This is a genomic window from Enterococcus sp. DIV1444a (genome assembly GCF_051712125.1).
GTDB classification, from domain to species: Bacteria; Bacillota; Bacilli; order Lactobacillales; family Enterococcaceae; genus Enterococcus; species Enterococcus faecalis.
The window spans coordinates 1015413-1029776 of the sequence record NZ_JBIOOG010000001.1 but is presented as its reverse complement, the minus strand read 5'-3'; the positions used below and the strand labels follow the sequence as shown (position 1 = coordinate 1029776).

The window sequence follows — 14364 nt, the reverse complement described above, 5'->3', positions numbered from 1 at the left end:
TTATGTACGCTTTTTTTACAAAATGATCAGAAAAAAAACGTATTTCTTTCAAATTTGATTCTTACTTTTTTGATTCTGCTCATAAAAAAAGCATAATCAATTCTAAAAAGGGCTGAATTGATTATGCTTCTAGCGTTTTAGCGATCCATCACAACTACGTAACAAACTTCTAAAGGACCATGCAACCCGACAACCAGTTGCATTTCAATATCTCCTGAATTAGAAGGCCCTGAAATAAAGTGAATCGCTGAGCCGATTTTTTCGCCTTTTTCTATTTTTTCTGTATAAAAAGCTGCTGGCTGAGTCGAACGTGGAACGAGTTTGCTAAACGGTATAATTGAAATGTAATGCTTCGGTAAAAAGTGTAAAGCTCTGCCTTGTCCCGCATTGGATTCCACCACAATCGTTCCTGATTCAGCTAGTAAAAACTCAGCAAAGGCAATCGCAATATTAGCTTGGGCAGCTGTTTGAATATTCGCTTCTCGTTGCTCACTTCCAGGTTGCCATTGCTTAACAGAAACGTCCTCTAATGACTTAGCTAAATCAGCTAATCCATAGGTTTCAAAACGTGCATCTGTTGGCAATAAAAGATTGCCCCCTCCAAACTCAGCAACAATTTGCTGAATCGTCGTCTGTAAATTTTCTTGTGTGGTTTCCACTAAGTTCGTGTGAATCGTTTGCACACGTTCTTTCACAATCGTTAATAGCTCTGCTGGTGTTTTATCTGCCAACTGTTCTTCTGGCAAATGATTAATTGGCTCAAATGGATGGGCCGAAACAGGCTGTTTTTCTACGCCTAATTTTTCTCGTAGGTTTTGTAAAAAAGGTTCTCGATTTTGAATCGCTTCATTAGTCATTTTTTTCACCTTCTTGATGTTTTTTGAACCAACTTCTGAAATTTTCCGAAGATTTTGGTGGTCTTGGCAAATCGCGAACATCGGTCCAACCTTTTACTAACCCTGGCCCTTTATCAAGATAGCCCCCATGATTATACATGTTTTCAACAGTAATTTCTTTTTGTTTACTTAAAATGCCCGCTGCAGCATGATCGACTTTCATGGCTGCTTTAAACATTGCTGGTGAACCAGTGGCTTTGCCTACCATACGCATTTGGAAATCTTCAAATCCATGTTTCATTTTCAGATCATCGGTCATCACTTTACGATGTTCAATTAATAATTCGTGCAATGGAATTTTCACAGGACATGTTTCCGTACATGCCCCACAAAGACTAGACGCATAAGGCAATTCCCCAAACTGTTTATATCCGCCTAAAATTGGGGAAAGGACAGCACCAATTGGTCCTGGATAAATAGAGCCATAACCGTGCCCACCAATATGGCGATAAACAGGACAAACATTCAGACAAGACCCACAACGAATACACTGTAAGACTGGCTGAAAGGCTGTTCCTAACGCTTTTGAACGTCCGTTATCCAAAATGACCACGTGAAATTCTTCTGGACCATCGGATTCATCCGCATTTTTTTGCCCAGCAAATGTAACATACGTTGTCAAATTTTGACCAACGGCACTTCTGGCTAAAAGGTTATCTAAAACCTCTGCTTCACGCATCGTTGGTACGATTCTTTCCATTCCCATTAACACGATTTGTGTCTTAGGAATACTGATGGTCAGATCAGCATTTCCTTCATTTGTATTTAAGTTAATTAAGCCGCTATCCGCAATAGCGAAATTACAACCTGTAATGCCAATCTCCGCTTCCAAAAAGAATTTCCGCATTACTTCTCGTGCACAACGTGCCAAATTTACTGGGTCATTATCTCCTTGATACCCTAATTTTTTCGCAAAAACCTGACGAATTTGTTCGCGATTTTTATGAATACTTGGGAAAACAATATGTGATGGCTCATCCCAGTCATCCATTTGTAAAATGAATTCCGCCAAGTCTGTTTCCATCACACTGACATCGTCTAATCCCAATAACATTGGATCAATATCGACTTCGGTCGTCACCATTGATTTAGATTTTACAATTTTTTTCGCCTTTTTTTCTAGAACCACTTGTTTCACATATTCATTGGCCTCTTCGGCAGTTTGAGCAAAAAAGACTTTTCCACCTCGTTTGGCGACGTTATCACTGAACTCTTCTAAATAGTCAGGCAGATATTGAATCGTATGTTGGCGAATTTGTTCTCCCAGTTCACGCCATTGTGGCCAATTGCCTAAAGCTTCACGCGCACCTTCTCGTTTCTCCCATTGGGCATCTTGTGCTTTGGCGACAGCTTTTTGCATAAACACATCTTTTTTACTTTCTTCAATTCGTTCACTTAACGGCTGATTGCTTGTTGATAATCCCACAGTTCTTCCCCCTTACCCTACCGATATGATTTGCGGTTGGTCCATGCGTGCTTCATCCACTTCGTGATTAAGGACTTCTGCAATATGCATAATCTTAATCTTTTTCCCATCACGATTGAATTTACCCCCGATATTCATCAGACAACCCATATCAGCACTAATTAAAATTTCTGCGCCTGTATCAATCACATCGTTCATTTTTTCCGTCACCATTTGTTCAGAAATAGCTGGCATTTTCACTGAAAACGTTCCACCAAATCCGCAACAATTTTCAAGATGTCCTAAAGGAATCATTTCTAATCCTTTCACATGATCCAACAAAACAAAGGGTGATTCTCGTTCATTTAAAATTCGCGTCATATGACAAGAACGATGATAAGTGGCTTTCCCATATAACGTTGCGCCAACATCTTTGACCCCTAAGACACGATAAAGAAACTGACTAAACTCGTAAGTTCGCTCAGCTAAACGTTGTGCTTTTGGCCCATAAATAGGATCATCTGCTAAAAATTTGTGGTATTCTTTCATCATGCCGACACAAGACCCCGCAGGTCCCACCACATAATCGGCACCGTCAAAACTATCAATTTGATTCTTAAGCGTTGTCGTGCTCTCTGTCACATAACCACTATTATACGTTGGCTGACCACAACACGTTTGGTTTGTTGGTAAAACCGTTTCACAGCCATACCGTTCCAAAACCTCTACCATTGCTTGACCTACATTTGGAAAAAGTAAATCCACCACGCATGTCGAAAATATACTCACTTTCACGCAAAATAACCTCCTCGTTTTCTACGAAAAGGCTCCATGAAATCAATCGGGCGGCTGTCATTAAAAGTCACTTGGCTGTCGTCTCTAACTACTTCACAGTGCCTTTTCAACAAATACGTTATCTGTAACAAAAATCGTTTTTTAAAATGATTCTTATACAATAATTATTTTACCAGTATCTGGTTTTAACAGCAAACGATTTCAGAAATTTTGTGCATTTTCACACAAAAAAAGGTGGCTTTTTTATAAAAGTTTCTTTTAACCCCTTAGAAATTCGTTTTTTTCTGAAGAAAAGAGTGACGAAATTTTGAAATTTTGGTAAACTAAGAAAAAACTAGAAACGAGGGCCATGCATGTTCATTTCATTTAACATGTTTATTCTATTAATTGTCGCAACGATCCTAATGATTTTTCTGATTATTTATTTAACAGTCACTGGCAATGATAAAAATAATAAAAAGCAACAAAAGCAAGAAACAAAAAGAACTACGTCAACTTTAAACAAAAAAACAACTGTCCCCCCTTCTCAGAAGCCAACTATTGTGACTGATGTTGCAAAAAAGAGCGAGCCGGAAAAGCAAGCCGTACAACGAACACAGCAACCAACCACTAGAGAAGACGAGACTTCTCAATTTACACGAAGCCAACGTCATAAATGAAAATGGGCGTGGGATAAAAATCACTTTGGATTTTTACTTCACGCTCAAAAACTGATAAACGGCGGGAACAGAAGCAACTCCTTCGGAAATAAGCCGAAATTCTCCAAAAATTATAGAACAATTTTCGGAAATCCCTTCTTATTTCTCGGAGTTAAACACTTCTGTCCCGACCTCATTTTCTAATTCTTAAGATAAACATCTAAACAAAAAATCCGCTAGTTGTTTCACTTTTTCTTTTTAATTAATGATAGTTTATTCTTCTTTTCAGGTGTATACTAAATGATTGAAAAGAGACTTTTACTAATTAGGGAGAGGTGATTTTTTTGTCTGTAAAACGGTTTATTCAATTATTCATTTGTTATGCTATTTCAATGATTGTCGCAATACTTTTAACGGACTTATTTAATTTCTCGAGTCCAATAGCTTACTTAGTAGTGGCTAGTATCATCGGCTATGTGGTCATTACTGTTCCATTAACCATTATGACTCTATTAAAAAATAAAAATTAATAAAAAAATTGAGCGATTTTAATCACTTAAATTGCTCGATTTTTTTATTTTCATAATATTTTTCACTTATTTTTTCATTTTCATTGACAGAATAGTTGTAATTGTCAGAAAATTGTATATAATAAAGAAAGTTATTTTCATATTATTTTTTTCAATTAAAGGAGAATCCTATGAGTGAAACACAACAAACAACCTTAAAAAAACAATTAAGCTCGCGCCACATTACGATGTTAGCCTTAGGGGGAGCGATTGGCGCAGGTCTTTTTAAAGGAAGTGGCGAAGCAATTGGTATTGCTGGTCCTTCTGTTTTAATCGCCTTTCTAATTGGCGGTGCTGTTCTCTTCATCGTCATGAGTGGTTTAGGAAAACTCGTTTTAGATGGCGGAGACACACATCATGGTTTGTCTGGCTTAGTTCGACCATTTTTAGGTGCACATTCTGCTGATTTTATTGATTGGGTTTATTATTCCATGTGGACAATTAATATTATCGCAGAAGCGGTTGCCGCAGCTTCCTTTTTACAACTTTGGTTTCCTAATATTCCTGCTTGGTTTTTTGTTTTCATTTTAGCTATTTTAACGACGCTCATTAATCTTTACTCGGTTCGTTTATTTGCAGAAACAGAATATTGGTTGGCGTTTGCTAAAATTAGTGTCATCATTTTGTTAATTATTTTTGGCGTTTATCTGGTGGGACAACAAATGCTAGGCAGTGGTGTCTTCCCTACTTTACAAAGCATCACCAATCATGGTGGCTTCGCCCCGCATGGCATGAAAGGTATTGTTAATTCTTTATTAGTAGTTATTTATTCTTATGGCGGTTCAGAATTAATTGCGATCACTGTCAGTGAAGCAGATGATCCTAAAAAAGCCATTCCTAAAGCGATTCGTGGTGTGATGGGACGGATTATTTCCTTCTATATCATTCCATTATTCTTACTTTTGATTATTTTCCCTTGGAATACATTAGCAGGCACGACAGTGAGTCCATTTGTTATGGTTTTTGAAAAAATGAATATTCCTTTTGCTGCTGATATCGTAAATTTTGTGATTATTTTAGCCTTATTTTCTTCTATTAATTCTGGGGTATACGCCTCTTCTCGCCTTTTATATTTTCGTTTAAAAGACAAAAAAGGGTCAATGAGCAAACTAGCGGTTTTAAACAAGCACCAAGTACCCCAACGTTCAGTTTTCTTCTGCGCCAGTGTTTTATATCTGGGCGTTATTCTTTCTTATTTTGTTGGCGATGAATTATTTGGTTACTTAGCCGGTTCTCTTTCTTACACCGTCTTGTTAATTTGGATTTTAATTAGCGCTGCGGCATTTGTTCTTTCTTTAAAACGAGGGTCTCTCTTTGAAAAAAGTATTAATCTCCTTGCTTTAATCATTTTAGGCCTCATCTTTATTGGCATTTTATTTACGAATTCGTTAGGTGTCACTATTTTAACAGGCCTACTGTACTTTGTTATTTTCTTTAGTTATCGTAAGAAAAATGATTCCTTTCTACTCTCTGATGAAAACTAAATAGACTGAAAAAACGAACAGTTTTGTAAGACAACTGTTCGTTTTTTCGATGTTCGATTTCCTTCTTCTTTTGCTATGCTATTTTTGTAAATTGTTAGGAGGAGAAAAAATGAAAAAAATTGGCGCTATTTTATTTATTGGCTTATTCATTGTTGGTGGTTATACAGGCTATCGTTATTATGCAGATATCTATAAGGGTGAAAAAGCCTATGCACAAGTTCCTCTAGAAATTCCTGAACGAACGCAAACAGTAGATGACAATCAAAAAAGCATAGATGGGCAATATTCTTTACACTATCGACTAACTTTTGTTAAAAGTAATGGAAAAACGCAAGTCATGGAATATGAACGGACAGACAAAAATCCTCAACCTTTGGAGCCAAATGCTTACATAGAAGCGACCATTAGTAAAAAAAGAATCATCCAATCTCCTGTCAAAATTGATAAAAAAGAGATTCCAGAAAAAGCTTTCGCACAGTTAAAGAAAAGAAAAACGACCAGCGCTAATTAGTGATCGCTGGTTGTTTTTTCACATGGAATAGCAATTAATTCATACATAACAGTACGCTGATTTTGCTTAATTTCATGAGAACCAAAAATTTCTTGTATGCGTTGTTCTAAAATGGGAACTGGCCATTGCTCTTCAAAATAGCGGCGGAAAAAGTCTTTTGAAATAGTTTCTGATGCTTCAAAGAAAAATCTTTTTGTGAAAAAGGGTCGCTGTTCTTTTTTTAGAAATGCTTTGTATTGTGCCATCCAATTTAACTGCGGGTTGCTCTCTTGCTCAAAAGGAGAAAACAACGAATCTTGCTCTTCTACTAGCCGAAATATAAGACACCATTCCTCACTTAATTGGCACAATGCATTAACTTTTTCCGGCGTATCCAAAGCAGGATTCATCGCTGAAAAAACGACTTGAAATTTTCTCCCAGTCTCAATCAATCTTTCTTGGCTTTGGTGAAGAAAAACAACGTTGCTTTGTGCTTTTGCTTCCGCAATCTCCAACATTCTCTGAGAAATATCAGCTAGCGTGTACTCCGTGACTTGCTCTTGAAAAAAAGGTAAGTATCGTCCTGTCCCACCTGCAATATCCAGAAATGTCTGACACGGAAAAAGACCTTCTTGGACCAAGAAATCCCGTAATTCTTGGGCAATTGGAAACGGCGATTCTTGTTGAATTTCTTCATATTCTTCTGCAAATTCATCCCAAAATCCCGCTAATTCTTGCTCATTATTCTTCATCAACGAGTGCCCCTTTCACTCAATTCTTATAAAGAGTATAGCAAAAGATGTACCAAACAGCTAACAAGTTTACCCATTTAAATCAATAATTTCATCTACAAATCGCAGGGTTTTAGGTCGATGAGTAACCAAAATGGTCAACTTATTGTGGGTAAATTTTTGTACTTCTTGCAACACTTTTTCTTCGGTCTTTTCGTCCAATGCGGAAGTCGCCTCATCTAAAATAAGGATCTCTGCTTGTGTAAATGCTAAGCGCGTGAAAGCAATCCGTTGTTTCTCACCACCAGAAAAATTCATTCCTTTTTCACTCACAATGGTACTTAAGCCTTCTGGTAACCGTTCATAAAGTTCCCCCAACTGAAAACGGTACATGGCTTTAATTACTTGTTCATCAGAAATTTCTTGATTAAAAACAATATTTTCTTTCAACGTTCCTTGAAATATTGGCACATCTTGAGATAAATAAAAAACTTTTTCATAATAGTCTTCCAAATTAAATTGTGTTAGAGGAAATTGATTCACATAAACTGTCCCCTCTGTCGGCTTCAATAATCCTAAAATCAATTTAATCAGGGTAGATTTGCCTGTCCCACTTTTTCCAATTAAGCCATAGGTTTTATTCATTGAAAATTGTCGATTTTGTTGAGACATAATCGTTTGACTATCTACGCTAAAACACACTTTTTTTAATGAAATTGTTTGAATTTTAGGTAACGCTTTACCTGGAATCGCTAAGTTAGGATCATCTTCTTTTTTATAAAAATCTTCTAGGCGCTGATAGGCTACTTTATCCAAATTATATTGAACAAATAAAACATTAAATATGGCTATCGGCGTATAAATTCGATCGATATACATCACTATCGCTACAAGTCCACCTAGGCTTAACGTCACGACGTTAGTAAAACTAAGTACGACAATACTTACTTTGATAAGTGCTACTAACAAGGCAAAGAAACCAAAGAAAAATTCGTGGATCATGGTCATTTTTGTTATATTTTGACTATTTTCCTCTGCCATTAACGCGTAATTTTCAATCTCTTTTTTATATTTTCGATTAATTCTAAAAGTTGCTAGTTCGGTCATCCCTCGTATCAAAGTAGCATTCATTGCTTCTTCAGAAATAAGTGTTTTTTCTTTCATTTTTTGTAGCGTTTTCAAAAGTATTTTGGTTAAAATAAATACAATCACATAACCAATTAGAATTGCTGGCAGTAATTTTTTATCAATCAATGCTATGAAAAATAAATTAAATAAAGTCTCTGGAATTAGCTCTCGAAATAAGCGGCCATAAAAATTCAAGTGGATATTTCTCCCAGCTGCTGCACCAACTTCTACTTTTTGTAGTAAAGCTCCCGCTCCCAGTTTTAGATATTCTTCATAGGAAATCTTGCTCATTTTTATTAAACTTAATTTCTTCAAATAGAAATAGATGCCATTAGTTAAGTAAGCTTTCGGTTTCTGTTCACAGTAAGACAATAACGGAATTAAAATAATTGTCGTTCCATACGCTACTAATAACCCTAGTTGGAAACTTTTTTGGTAATTATCTAACAACTGTTGAAAAAAATAAATTGCTAAAGCACTACATAATGAAACAATCATGCCAATCAAAATGTACCAAGTGAAACTTTTTCGAAAGTGAGACCATATTTTTTTAGTCATTTACTCCCCTCCTTTTTCGAGCATTACATACCTTACTGTAGCATAGTTTTTGATTGACGCCTATCAACAATTTATCTCCAGATAATAGAAAAGCCACCTAGCGAATGCTAGGTAGCTTTTCTATTGTTAATTCTTTGTCATTTGTAGATAACTTACACCTAAAATTGCAAATGTACTTGCCAGTATTCCTGCTACTAACATAAACGGTGTTTTTGTTGTACCTGTTTTGGGAAGTTCTCGTTGCCCGTTTGCTTCATTTAATTTTTGAATTGGTTCACTAAGCAGTTGGGGAGCCAACTGTGGGCTTCCTTCATTTTTCAATGTATTTAATGGAGCGTTTAGTATTTGTGGTTGATTTTTTGATGTAACATTTTTATTTGTCTCCACAGTTGTTTCTGTGGATGGCTGTTTTTTCTCAGTTGTGGTCATTTCTTTTGTTGGTGTTACATGAACTTCTGGCTGGCTGCTTTCTGCGGTTTCTGTTGCGCCATTTTCTTCAGTTGTCGTGTTTGGTTTTTCAGGCACAATTGGTTCAATTGTGCCTAATGTTTCACTTTCATCTGGATTTTCTTCTTCTGTTGGTGAGACATGGACTTCTGGTTGGCTGCTTTCTGCAGTTTCTGTTACGCCTGTCTTTTCGCTTGTTTCTGTTGCCTGTTCCGATGTAGGTGTCTTTGGTTCCCATTCTTCTATTGTCTCTAAAGGAATTTCTAGACTTTCTTCTGTTGGCATCTCAACATTTTGATTGCCGCTTGCCTCACCATCTACAAAAACATTTTTAACCTGAGATGTATTTTTTTCATTCGTTGCTTCTTGATTGTTTAGTTGATAATTGATGTCATAACTATTTTCAAACGTTGCTTGATGTTGCCCCGCTTCTGTGATTGTCGAAGTGTAACGGACGATAAAAGAAGTAAAGCGTGCTTTTTCCCGATAAAAACGTAAATTAAAGTCGTTATCTGTCACAAAGTCAATTTTGCCATAACCTTGTTGCTCAAACTCGGCAAGTGAAATATATTTAGTTTCTTTGTCATTCACAATATCAAATGTAAAACTCTCTTTATTTAATTGTTGACCACTGCCTTGTCGATCCGCAATTGTGATATCTTCTGTGACATCAGATTTGTTGAGGTTCACATTTAAAAACCAACGTACTTGATTTGACTCACCAACCAAATCGCCTACTTTATAAAAAAACGGATATTCTCGCTCGATTTGGCCAGCCTCTCCGTTAGCTATTCCTTCAATTGTCAGACGTTGAGTCGCTGTTGCTGTTCCAAAATCTGTTTCTATCACGTTTGGCTGCGTATTATTCGTGATAAGTGTTTTAATCCCAAAGGAAAAATTTCCTTTTACGTTATGTAAAGATTCAACTTTTTCGTTAAATGTTGCTACAACACGATCTTTATAAATGAACACTTCCCCCAAACCATTCAAATTGATTTTTCGTGGCGAACCATCGCTCTCGGTCATTCCAACTAATGCATCTGGTAAAGTTAAAGTGATAGTATCTCCAGGTTTTATTTTCTGATTCTCTTTGTCACTAAAAGATACTTTAATGGAGGTCATCTCCCCTTGATACAAAGTAGTGTGATCTAATTCTACTTTGTCAACGATTGGACTTTTACTCAATTCGGCTCCAAATGAAATTGGACCAATCAGTAACGCCCCCGCAATTGGTAGAATCATTACCAACAGTAACACTAAAAATTTTACACTTTTTGTCATAAAAAAATATTCACCCTTCTTTTATCTTATTTTTTCCACTTATTAGTCTTTTTCAGAAGTTGACAATAGCAAAAAGATGTGTCTCGTACAATATTAATGCTCATTTAAGTAGATTTTTTTTTTAAATTCTAATTCATTTTCTAAGGAAAACGTTTTAGTATGGTAGTTACATTAGATAACATTTGTTACAAAATAACTAGTGCTGCCAATATTGAGTTGCATAAATAACATATTTCGAATCAATAATGAATAAAAATACCGATTTCATCCTGATTTTGTTTCCCAGGCCATTTATTCTTGTTATAATAAAATTTATGAGATGGGGGGAAAAGAATGAAAAATCCACTCTATAAAAAGTCTAACTTTTTAAGGATCACTACACCATCCTTCCTCTTTTTATGAATATCTAACAAACTGTTATCCTACTCTTTGAAAAAACAAGGAATTTATGCTATACTTTGATAAGTATCAAGGGATACTTATGTTATTTCGGGGGCGTTACGGATTCGACAGGCATAGTTGAGCTTGAATTGCGTTTCGTAGGTTACGGCTACGTTAAAACGTTACAGTTAAATATAACTGCTAAAAACGAAAACAATTCTTTCGCTTTAGCTGCCTAAAAACCAGCTAGCGAAGATCCTCCCGGCATCGCCCATGTGCTCGGGTCAGGGTCCTAATCGAAGTGGGATACGCTAAATTTTTCCGTCTGTAAAATTTAGAGGAGCTTACCAGACTAGCAATACAGAATGCCTGTCACTCGGCACGCTGTAAAGCGAACCTTTAAATGAGTGTCTATGAACGTAGAGATTTAAGTGGCAATATGTTTGGACGCGGGTTCGACTCCCGCCGTCTCCATTTTTAGAAAAGTAGAGAAAACCAAAAAAAGAGCTAAAACCTTATAAATAAAGGTTTTAGCTCTTTTTATTTCTAAAAGAAAGAGAAGGCTCGGTTCCTCCTCTTACACTTCCTGTCACATTGTCTTTCTAAAACTACATCATTTTCTTTTTCTATTGGTAATTTTTAGTATTGCATAAAACATGGCTAAAAATATTATTGTTATCAAAAGAGTCTTTAAGATTTCAATTTTTCCTGAATCTATCCAAGTATATACAAAAGCGATGATAAAAGTAATTGCTATTTCCGTAACATGATCTTTTAAATTCATTAGCTTAACCCACATTGAACTGCCCATAAAGCTAGTTGTCCAGCTACAATAATAGCATTCGTCTTCAAACCATTGGCTTTAGCAAAGCGTAATACAGTCACTGCTAATTCTTTCCAGGCTTTCTTTTGTGCAGCTTTTACAATTGCGCTGATACTAATCATTGCAAAAAACTCATCTTTGATTTTGTTAGCGACGCAACCTCCCAATGCATTCCAATTAAAACGTGCTTTAACTACTGTTGAAGCATCAAAAATATTTACATTTAACTCTTTCTCAACTGAAGAAATCTCTTGATAAGGAAAATTATTTTTGACATAGTTTTTAAAGTTATCTTCCGTCACTCCATTCGCATACATTTCTTCCAGTCCTTTTGCTACAGCCTCAACTTCTGAATCCTCTAGCTGGTCAGATGCATAAACACTTGTACCAGCGCTGATAAAAATACCTAATGTCATTAGTAATGCCATCGCCAAACAAAAAAATTTAGCCTTTTTTGTCACCTGTAATTCCATACATAAATCCCTACTTTCTTTTTACTTATTATTATCATAACAAGGAAAAAGATAATTTATCATCAAAGTCCCTATTTGATCCTTATATTTTCCTATGTATCCTAGAGCTGATTTTTCTCACTAGAGATCACATCAATTTGAACTAATGATTCAAAAAAAGACACAGGTTATTTGAGGTACATTCGAGGTAATGCTAGGTTCTATTTTGAAAACAACACTGCTCTCTTGAAATATTTTTTGAGCTTGTCTAAACTTCCTGAAACGAATATAGAAAATTAAAAAAGAGTCCCCTTTCTCAAGGAAACTCTCAATTGCTAAGTCAAAATAACTTCACGTTATCTAAATCTTTTAAATCAATTCTATGGTTCGCGGAACAAAGGAGCTAAAAACTTAATAGAATAAATCGCACAAATTCCGACAATAATATAAATAATTTTTGCTAATGGTGTGGTTGCACCGCCACTAATTGTTGCAACTAAATCAAAATTAAATGCGCCAACTAATAACCAGTTTAAGCCTCCGACAATCAATAAAATTAAAGCAATAATATCCAGATATTTCATTTACAACACTCCTTCCAAATTTGATAAACCAAGAGTAACACGTTTATTCTTTATTTACGAAAATAATGATTCAGGAAAAAAACTTTTTTTAATTATTTTCTTGAATCATTTTTTCATTATTAAGAATTTTATGCTATAACTAAAGAGTAGACAAAAACAGATTCATTATCTCTGATAAGAAATGGTGGTTTATTATGCGTGCTAAGTTATTTTTAATTTTGCGGAATCGAGTGTTATCTCGTGTTGTCTTTGTCATTCTATTTTTACATGTGCTTTTTACCACAAATGATTTTACGGTGTTGCTGCTCCTCTTGCTGTTGAATTATTTTATAACGCTTGAAGATAACGCGAAAAAAAACAGAAAAATCCAAACTTGGCAGGAATTTAAACAGTCGATTGATTGGTCCTTTGTCGCTTTTTATTCGGGGCTTGCTCTTTTAGTTATTTCGTTAATACTTCTGTTTCTCTGGTTCAATTATGCACGATAAGGAGGATTAATAATTGAAAAGCTATTTTTTCACTCTTTTTCTTAGTTTGTTTAGTCTTTTCGTTATACTACTTTGGTTTTCTGGGTATGATAGTAAAGGATTTCTATTGGCCCTTACAGATTTTCTAGGTTTTTCTATTATTCACCAAACGCCTGCGCTGGATACTTATTATTCCCAGCAGCCTTTAACAACCAGAATGTTGATTTCTTCTGGGCTTCATTTTTGTACTTATTTTTGCTTAGGTTTGGTCATTGATTTACTACGTAAAGGGGTTAAAAAAATAAAAACATAGTCACTTTTATTATACGAATCGTTAATTTCCATGCTTTCTGGTGGTCTTTTTCCGCCGCTTGTACCAGATAATGAAGCCGCTAATAATTAACGCACAGGCGATTAAAAGTAATGTCCATAATAATAAATTTTGTTGTTGTGCCACTTTTTTCATTCCTGCTGCTGCTTTTTCTGGTTGATATGGGATACGATGCCCTCGAATTAATAACCGATGACTGTTTATCATATACGGTGTGCAAGTTAATAAAGTGACGAGATCTTGGCCAGACTCAATGTGTAAATCTTTTGTATCAGTTGGTTCAACGGTTTTTATTTGATCCACTTGATAAGCGAGCGTCTTCCCATTGACTTCGATATAAAATTCATCGCCTTTTTTTAATTCTGGCAAATCTGTAAATAATTTGGCTTGAGGGAGACCACGATGGCCTGAAATGACCGCATGTGTATTCGCACCACCTGTAGGATAGGAGGTTCCTTCTAACAAGGAGCTGCCTTTTTCCAATAGCAATGCATTCGTTTTATCAAAAATTGGTAAACGGACATTTATTTTTGGGATGGTTAAAACACCAATCGTATGACTTTCAAAATAGGATTTGTCTGGTTTTTTCGTTGTTTTTTGCGTTTCAGAAAAAGGATCTAAGCCAGGATTGCTGCCTTTTTTTGCTAGTTCTTGATTTTTCTTTTCCATTTTTTCTTGAAGTTCAGCCATTTCTTTGGTGTTTTCTTGGCTTGCTTTTGCTTGATAATGAGCGATAATTTGTTGATCCAAATAGTTATTTAATGCATCGCTAACAAAAGGATACGCAAATGCACCTATTCCAATAATCAGTAAAAGAATCATAAAACCATCAATGATACGACGTTTCTTTTTTGACTTCATTGCTTCCTCCTTAAAAATAAAGCATGAGAGCCTGGGACAGTGA

16 protein-coding genes and 1 other RNA gene are annotated in these 14364 nt (G+C 35.6%); 7 read left to right on the top strand and 10 right to left on the bottom strand.

The window, feature by feature from the left end; genetic code table 11:
- Positions 1-137: 137 nt before the first annotated feature.
- Genes IGI87_RS05165 through IGI87_RS05155 form a run of 3 tightly spaced genes read right to left on the bottom strand, consistent with a single transcriptional unit; the run spans position 138 to position 3096 of the window.
- Entirely contained in the window at positions 138-857 is a 720-nt protein-coding gene (locus tag IGI87_RS05165) for a LutC/YkgG family protein (protein WP_280212491.1), read from the bottom strand.
- Positions 850-2322, bottom strand: coding sequence for a LutB/LldF family L-lactate oxidation iron-sulfur protein (locus IGI87_RS05160; RefSeq protein WP_438736406.1), 1473 nt, complete (start codon positions 2320-2322; stop codon positions 850-852). Before IGI87_RS05160 ends, IGI87_RS05165 begins: the two co-directional genes overlap by 8 nt.
- Positions 2323-2334: 12 nt before the next feature.
- Complete coding sequence (locus IGI87_RS05155) at positions 2335-3096, bottom strand: (Fe-S)-binding protein (RefSeq protein WP_280212489.1); 762 nt, start codon at positions 3094-3096, stop codon at positions 2335-2337.
- A gap of 371 nt (positions 3097-3467) precedes the next feature.
- On the opposite strand from IGI87_RS05155, the gene IGI87_RS05150 reads away from it, so the two are divergent.
- From IGI87_RS05150 to IGI87_RS05135, 4 genes are all read left to right on the top strand, one after another.
- Positions 3468-3755: a hypothetical protein gene (locus tag IGI87_RS05150; RefSeq protein WP_280212518.1), complete on the top strand. Its 288-nt coding sequence runs from the start codon at positions 3468-3470 to the stop codon at positions 3753-3755.
- A gap of 323 nt (positions 3756-4078) precedes the next feature.
- Entirely contained in the window at positions 4079-4264 is a 186-nt protein-coding gene (locus tag IGI87_RS05145; RefSeq protein WP_141439444.1) for a hypothetical protein, read from the top strand.
- 170 nt (positions 4265-4434) lie between these two features.
- Positions 4435-5787, top strand: a complete 1353-nt coding sequence (locus tag IGI87_RS05140) for an amino acid permease (protein WP_280212488.1) — start codon at positions 4435-4437, stop codon at positions 5785-5787.
- A gap of 109 nt (positions 5788-5896) precedes the next feature.
- The gene (locus tag IGI87_RS05135) at positions 5897-6298 is read left to right on the top strand and encodes a YxeA family protein (protein WP_104854296.1); all 402 of its coding nucleotides are present in this window, start codon (positions 5897-5899) and stop codon (positions 6296-6298) included.
- Here the strand turns inward: IGI87_RS05135 and IGI87_RS05130 are convergent.
- The 3 genes from IGI87_RS05130 to IGI87_RS05120 form a co-directional block, all read right to left on the bottom strand.
- Complete coding sequence (locus tag IGI87_RS05130) at positions 6295-7029, bottom strand: class I SAM-dependent methyltransferase (RefSeq protein ID WP_104854295.1); 735 nt, start codon at positions 7027-7029, stop codon at positions 6295-6297. The two genes, IGI87_RS05135 and IGI87_RS05130, sit on opposite strands and share 4 nt — an antisense overlap.
- A gap of 69 nt (positions 7030-7098) precedes the next feature.
- On the bottom strand, positions 7099-8694 hold the full coding sequence (locus IGI87_RS05125; RefSeq protein ID WP_280212484.1) for an ABC transporter ATP-binding protein: 1596 nt from the start codon (positions 8692-8694) through the stop codon (positions 7099-7101).
- Between the two features lie 126 nt (positions 8695-8820).
- Positions 8821-10422, bottom strand: a complete 1602-nt coding sequence (locus IGI87_RS05120) for a collagen binding domain-containing protein (protein WP_438736405.1) — start codon at positions 10420-10422, stop codon at positions 8821-8823.
- A 491-nt stretch (positions 10423-10913) separates the two neighbouring features.
- Between IGI87_RS05120 and ssrA the strand changes: the two genes are divergently transcribed.
- Positions 10914-11280: a transfer-messenger RNA gene (gene ssrA / locus IGI87_RS05115) on the top strand.
- A 136-nt stretch (positions 11281-11416) separates the two neighbouring features.
- On the opposite strand, the gene IGI87_RS05110 is transcribed toward ssrA, so the two are convergent.
- From IGI87_RS05110 to IGI87_RS05100, 3 genes are all read right to left on the bottom strand, one after another.
- Positions 11417-11602, bottom strand: a complete 186-nt coding sequence (locus IGI87_RS05110) for a hypothetical protein (protein WP_280212294.1) — start codon at positions 11600-11602, stop codon at positions 11417-11419.
- On the bottom strand, positions 11587-12099 hold the full coding sequence (gene entV, locus IGI87_RS05105) for an enterococcin EntV (protein WP_104854275.1): 513 nt from the start codon (positions 12097-12099) through the stop codon (positions 11587-11589). Before entV ends, IGI87_RS05110 begins: the two co-directional genes overlap by 16 nt.
- Positions 12100-12458: 359 nt before the next feature.
- A complete protein-coding gene (locus tag IGI87_RS05100) occupies positions 12459-12662 on the bottom strand; it encodes a DUF378 domain-containing protein (protein ID WP_002381996.1) in 204 nt (67 codons plus the stop codon).
- 194 nt (positions 12663-12856) lie between these two features.
- Between IGI87_RS05100 and IGI87_RS05095 the strand changes: the two genes are divergently transcribed.
- Together IGI87_RS05095 and IGI87_RS05090 are read left to right on the top strand one after the other, a co-directional pair.
- Entirely contained in the window at positions 12857-13150 is a 294-nt protein-coding gene (locus IGI87_RS05095) for a hypothetical protein (RefSeq protein ID WP_104854274.1), read from the top strand.
- Positions 13151-13163: 13 nt separating this feature from the next.
- Positions 13164-13442, top strand: a complete 279-nt coding sequence (locus IGI87_RS05090; RefSeq protein ID WP_438736404.1) for a hypothetical protein — start codon at positions 13164-13166, stop codon at positions 13440-13442.
- 21 nt (positions 13443-13463) lie between these two features.
- On the opposite strand, the gene srtC is transcribed toward IGI87_RS05090, so the two are convergent.
- Complete coding sequence (srtC, locus tag IGI87_RS05085) at positions 13464-14321, bottom strand: Ebp pilus assembly class C sortase (RefSeq protein ID WP_280212263.1); 858 nt, start codon at positions 14319-14321, stop codon at positions 13464-13466.
- Between the last annotated feature and the right edge of the window lie 43 nt (positions 14322-14364).

Coding starts and splice junctions, on each gene's coding strand:
- IGI87_RS05165 (WP_280212491.1), bottom strand. CDS start 857: ATGACTAATGAAGCGATTCAAAATCGAGAACCTTTTTTACAAAACCTA.
- IGI87_RS05150 (WP_280212518.1), top strand. CDS start 3,468: ATGTTTATTCTATTAATTGTCGCAACGATCCTAATGATTTTTCTGATT.
- IGI87_RS05140 (WP_280212488.1), top strand. CDS start 4,435: ATGAGTGAAACACAACAAACAACCTTAAAAAAACAATTAAGCTCGCGC.
- IGI87_RS05135 (WP_104854296.1), top strand. CDS start 5,897: ATGAAAAAAATTGGCGCTATTTTATTTATTGGCTTATTCATTGTTGGT.
- IGI87_RS05130 (WP_104854295.1), bottom strand. CDS start 7,029: ATGAAGAATAATGAGCAAGAATTAGCGGGATTTTGGGATGAATTTGCA.
- IGI87_RS05125 (WP_280212484.1), bottom strand. CDS start 8,694: ATGACTAAAAAAATATGGTCTCACTTTCGAAAAAGTTTCACTTGGTAC.
- IGI87_RS05120 (WP_438736405.1), bottom strand. CDS start 10,422: ATGACAAAAAGTGTAAAATTTTTAGTGTTACTGTTGGTAATGATTCTA.
- IGI87_RS05110 (WP_280212294.1), bottom strand. CDS start 11,602: ATGTGGGTTAAGCTAATGAATTTAAAAGATCATGTTACGGAAATAGCA.
- entV (WP_104854275.1), bottom strand. CDS start 12,099: ATGGAATTACAGGTGACAAAAAAGGCTAAATTTTTTTGTTTGGCGATG.
- IGI87_RS05100 (WP_002381996.1), bottom strand. CDS start 12,662: ATGAAATATCTGGATATTATTGCTTTAATTTTATTGATTGTCGGAGGC.
- IGI87_RS05095 (WP_104854274.1), top strand. CDS start 12,857: ATGCGTGCTAAGTTATTTTTAATTTTGCGGAATCGAGTGTTATCTCGT.
- srtC (WP_280212263.1), bottom strand. CDS start 14,321: ATGAAGTCAAAAAAGAAACGTCGTATCATTGATGGTTTTATGATTCTT.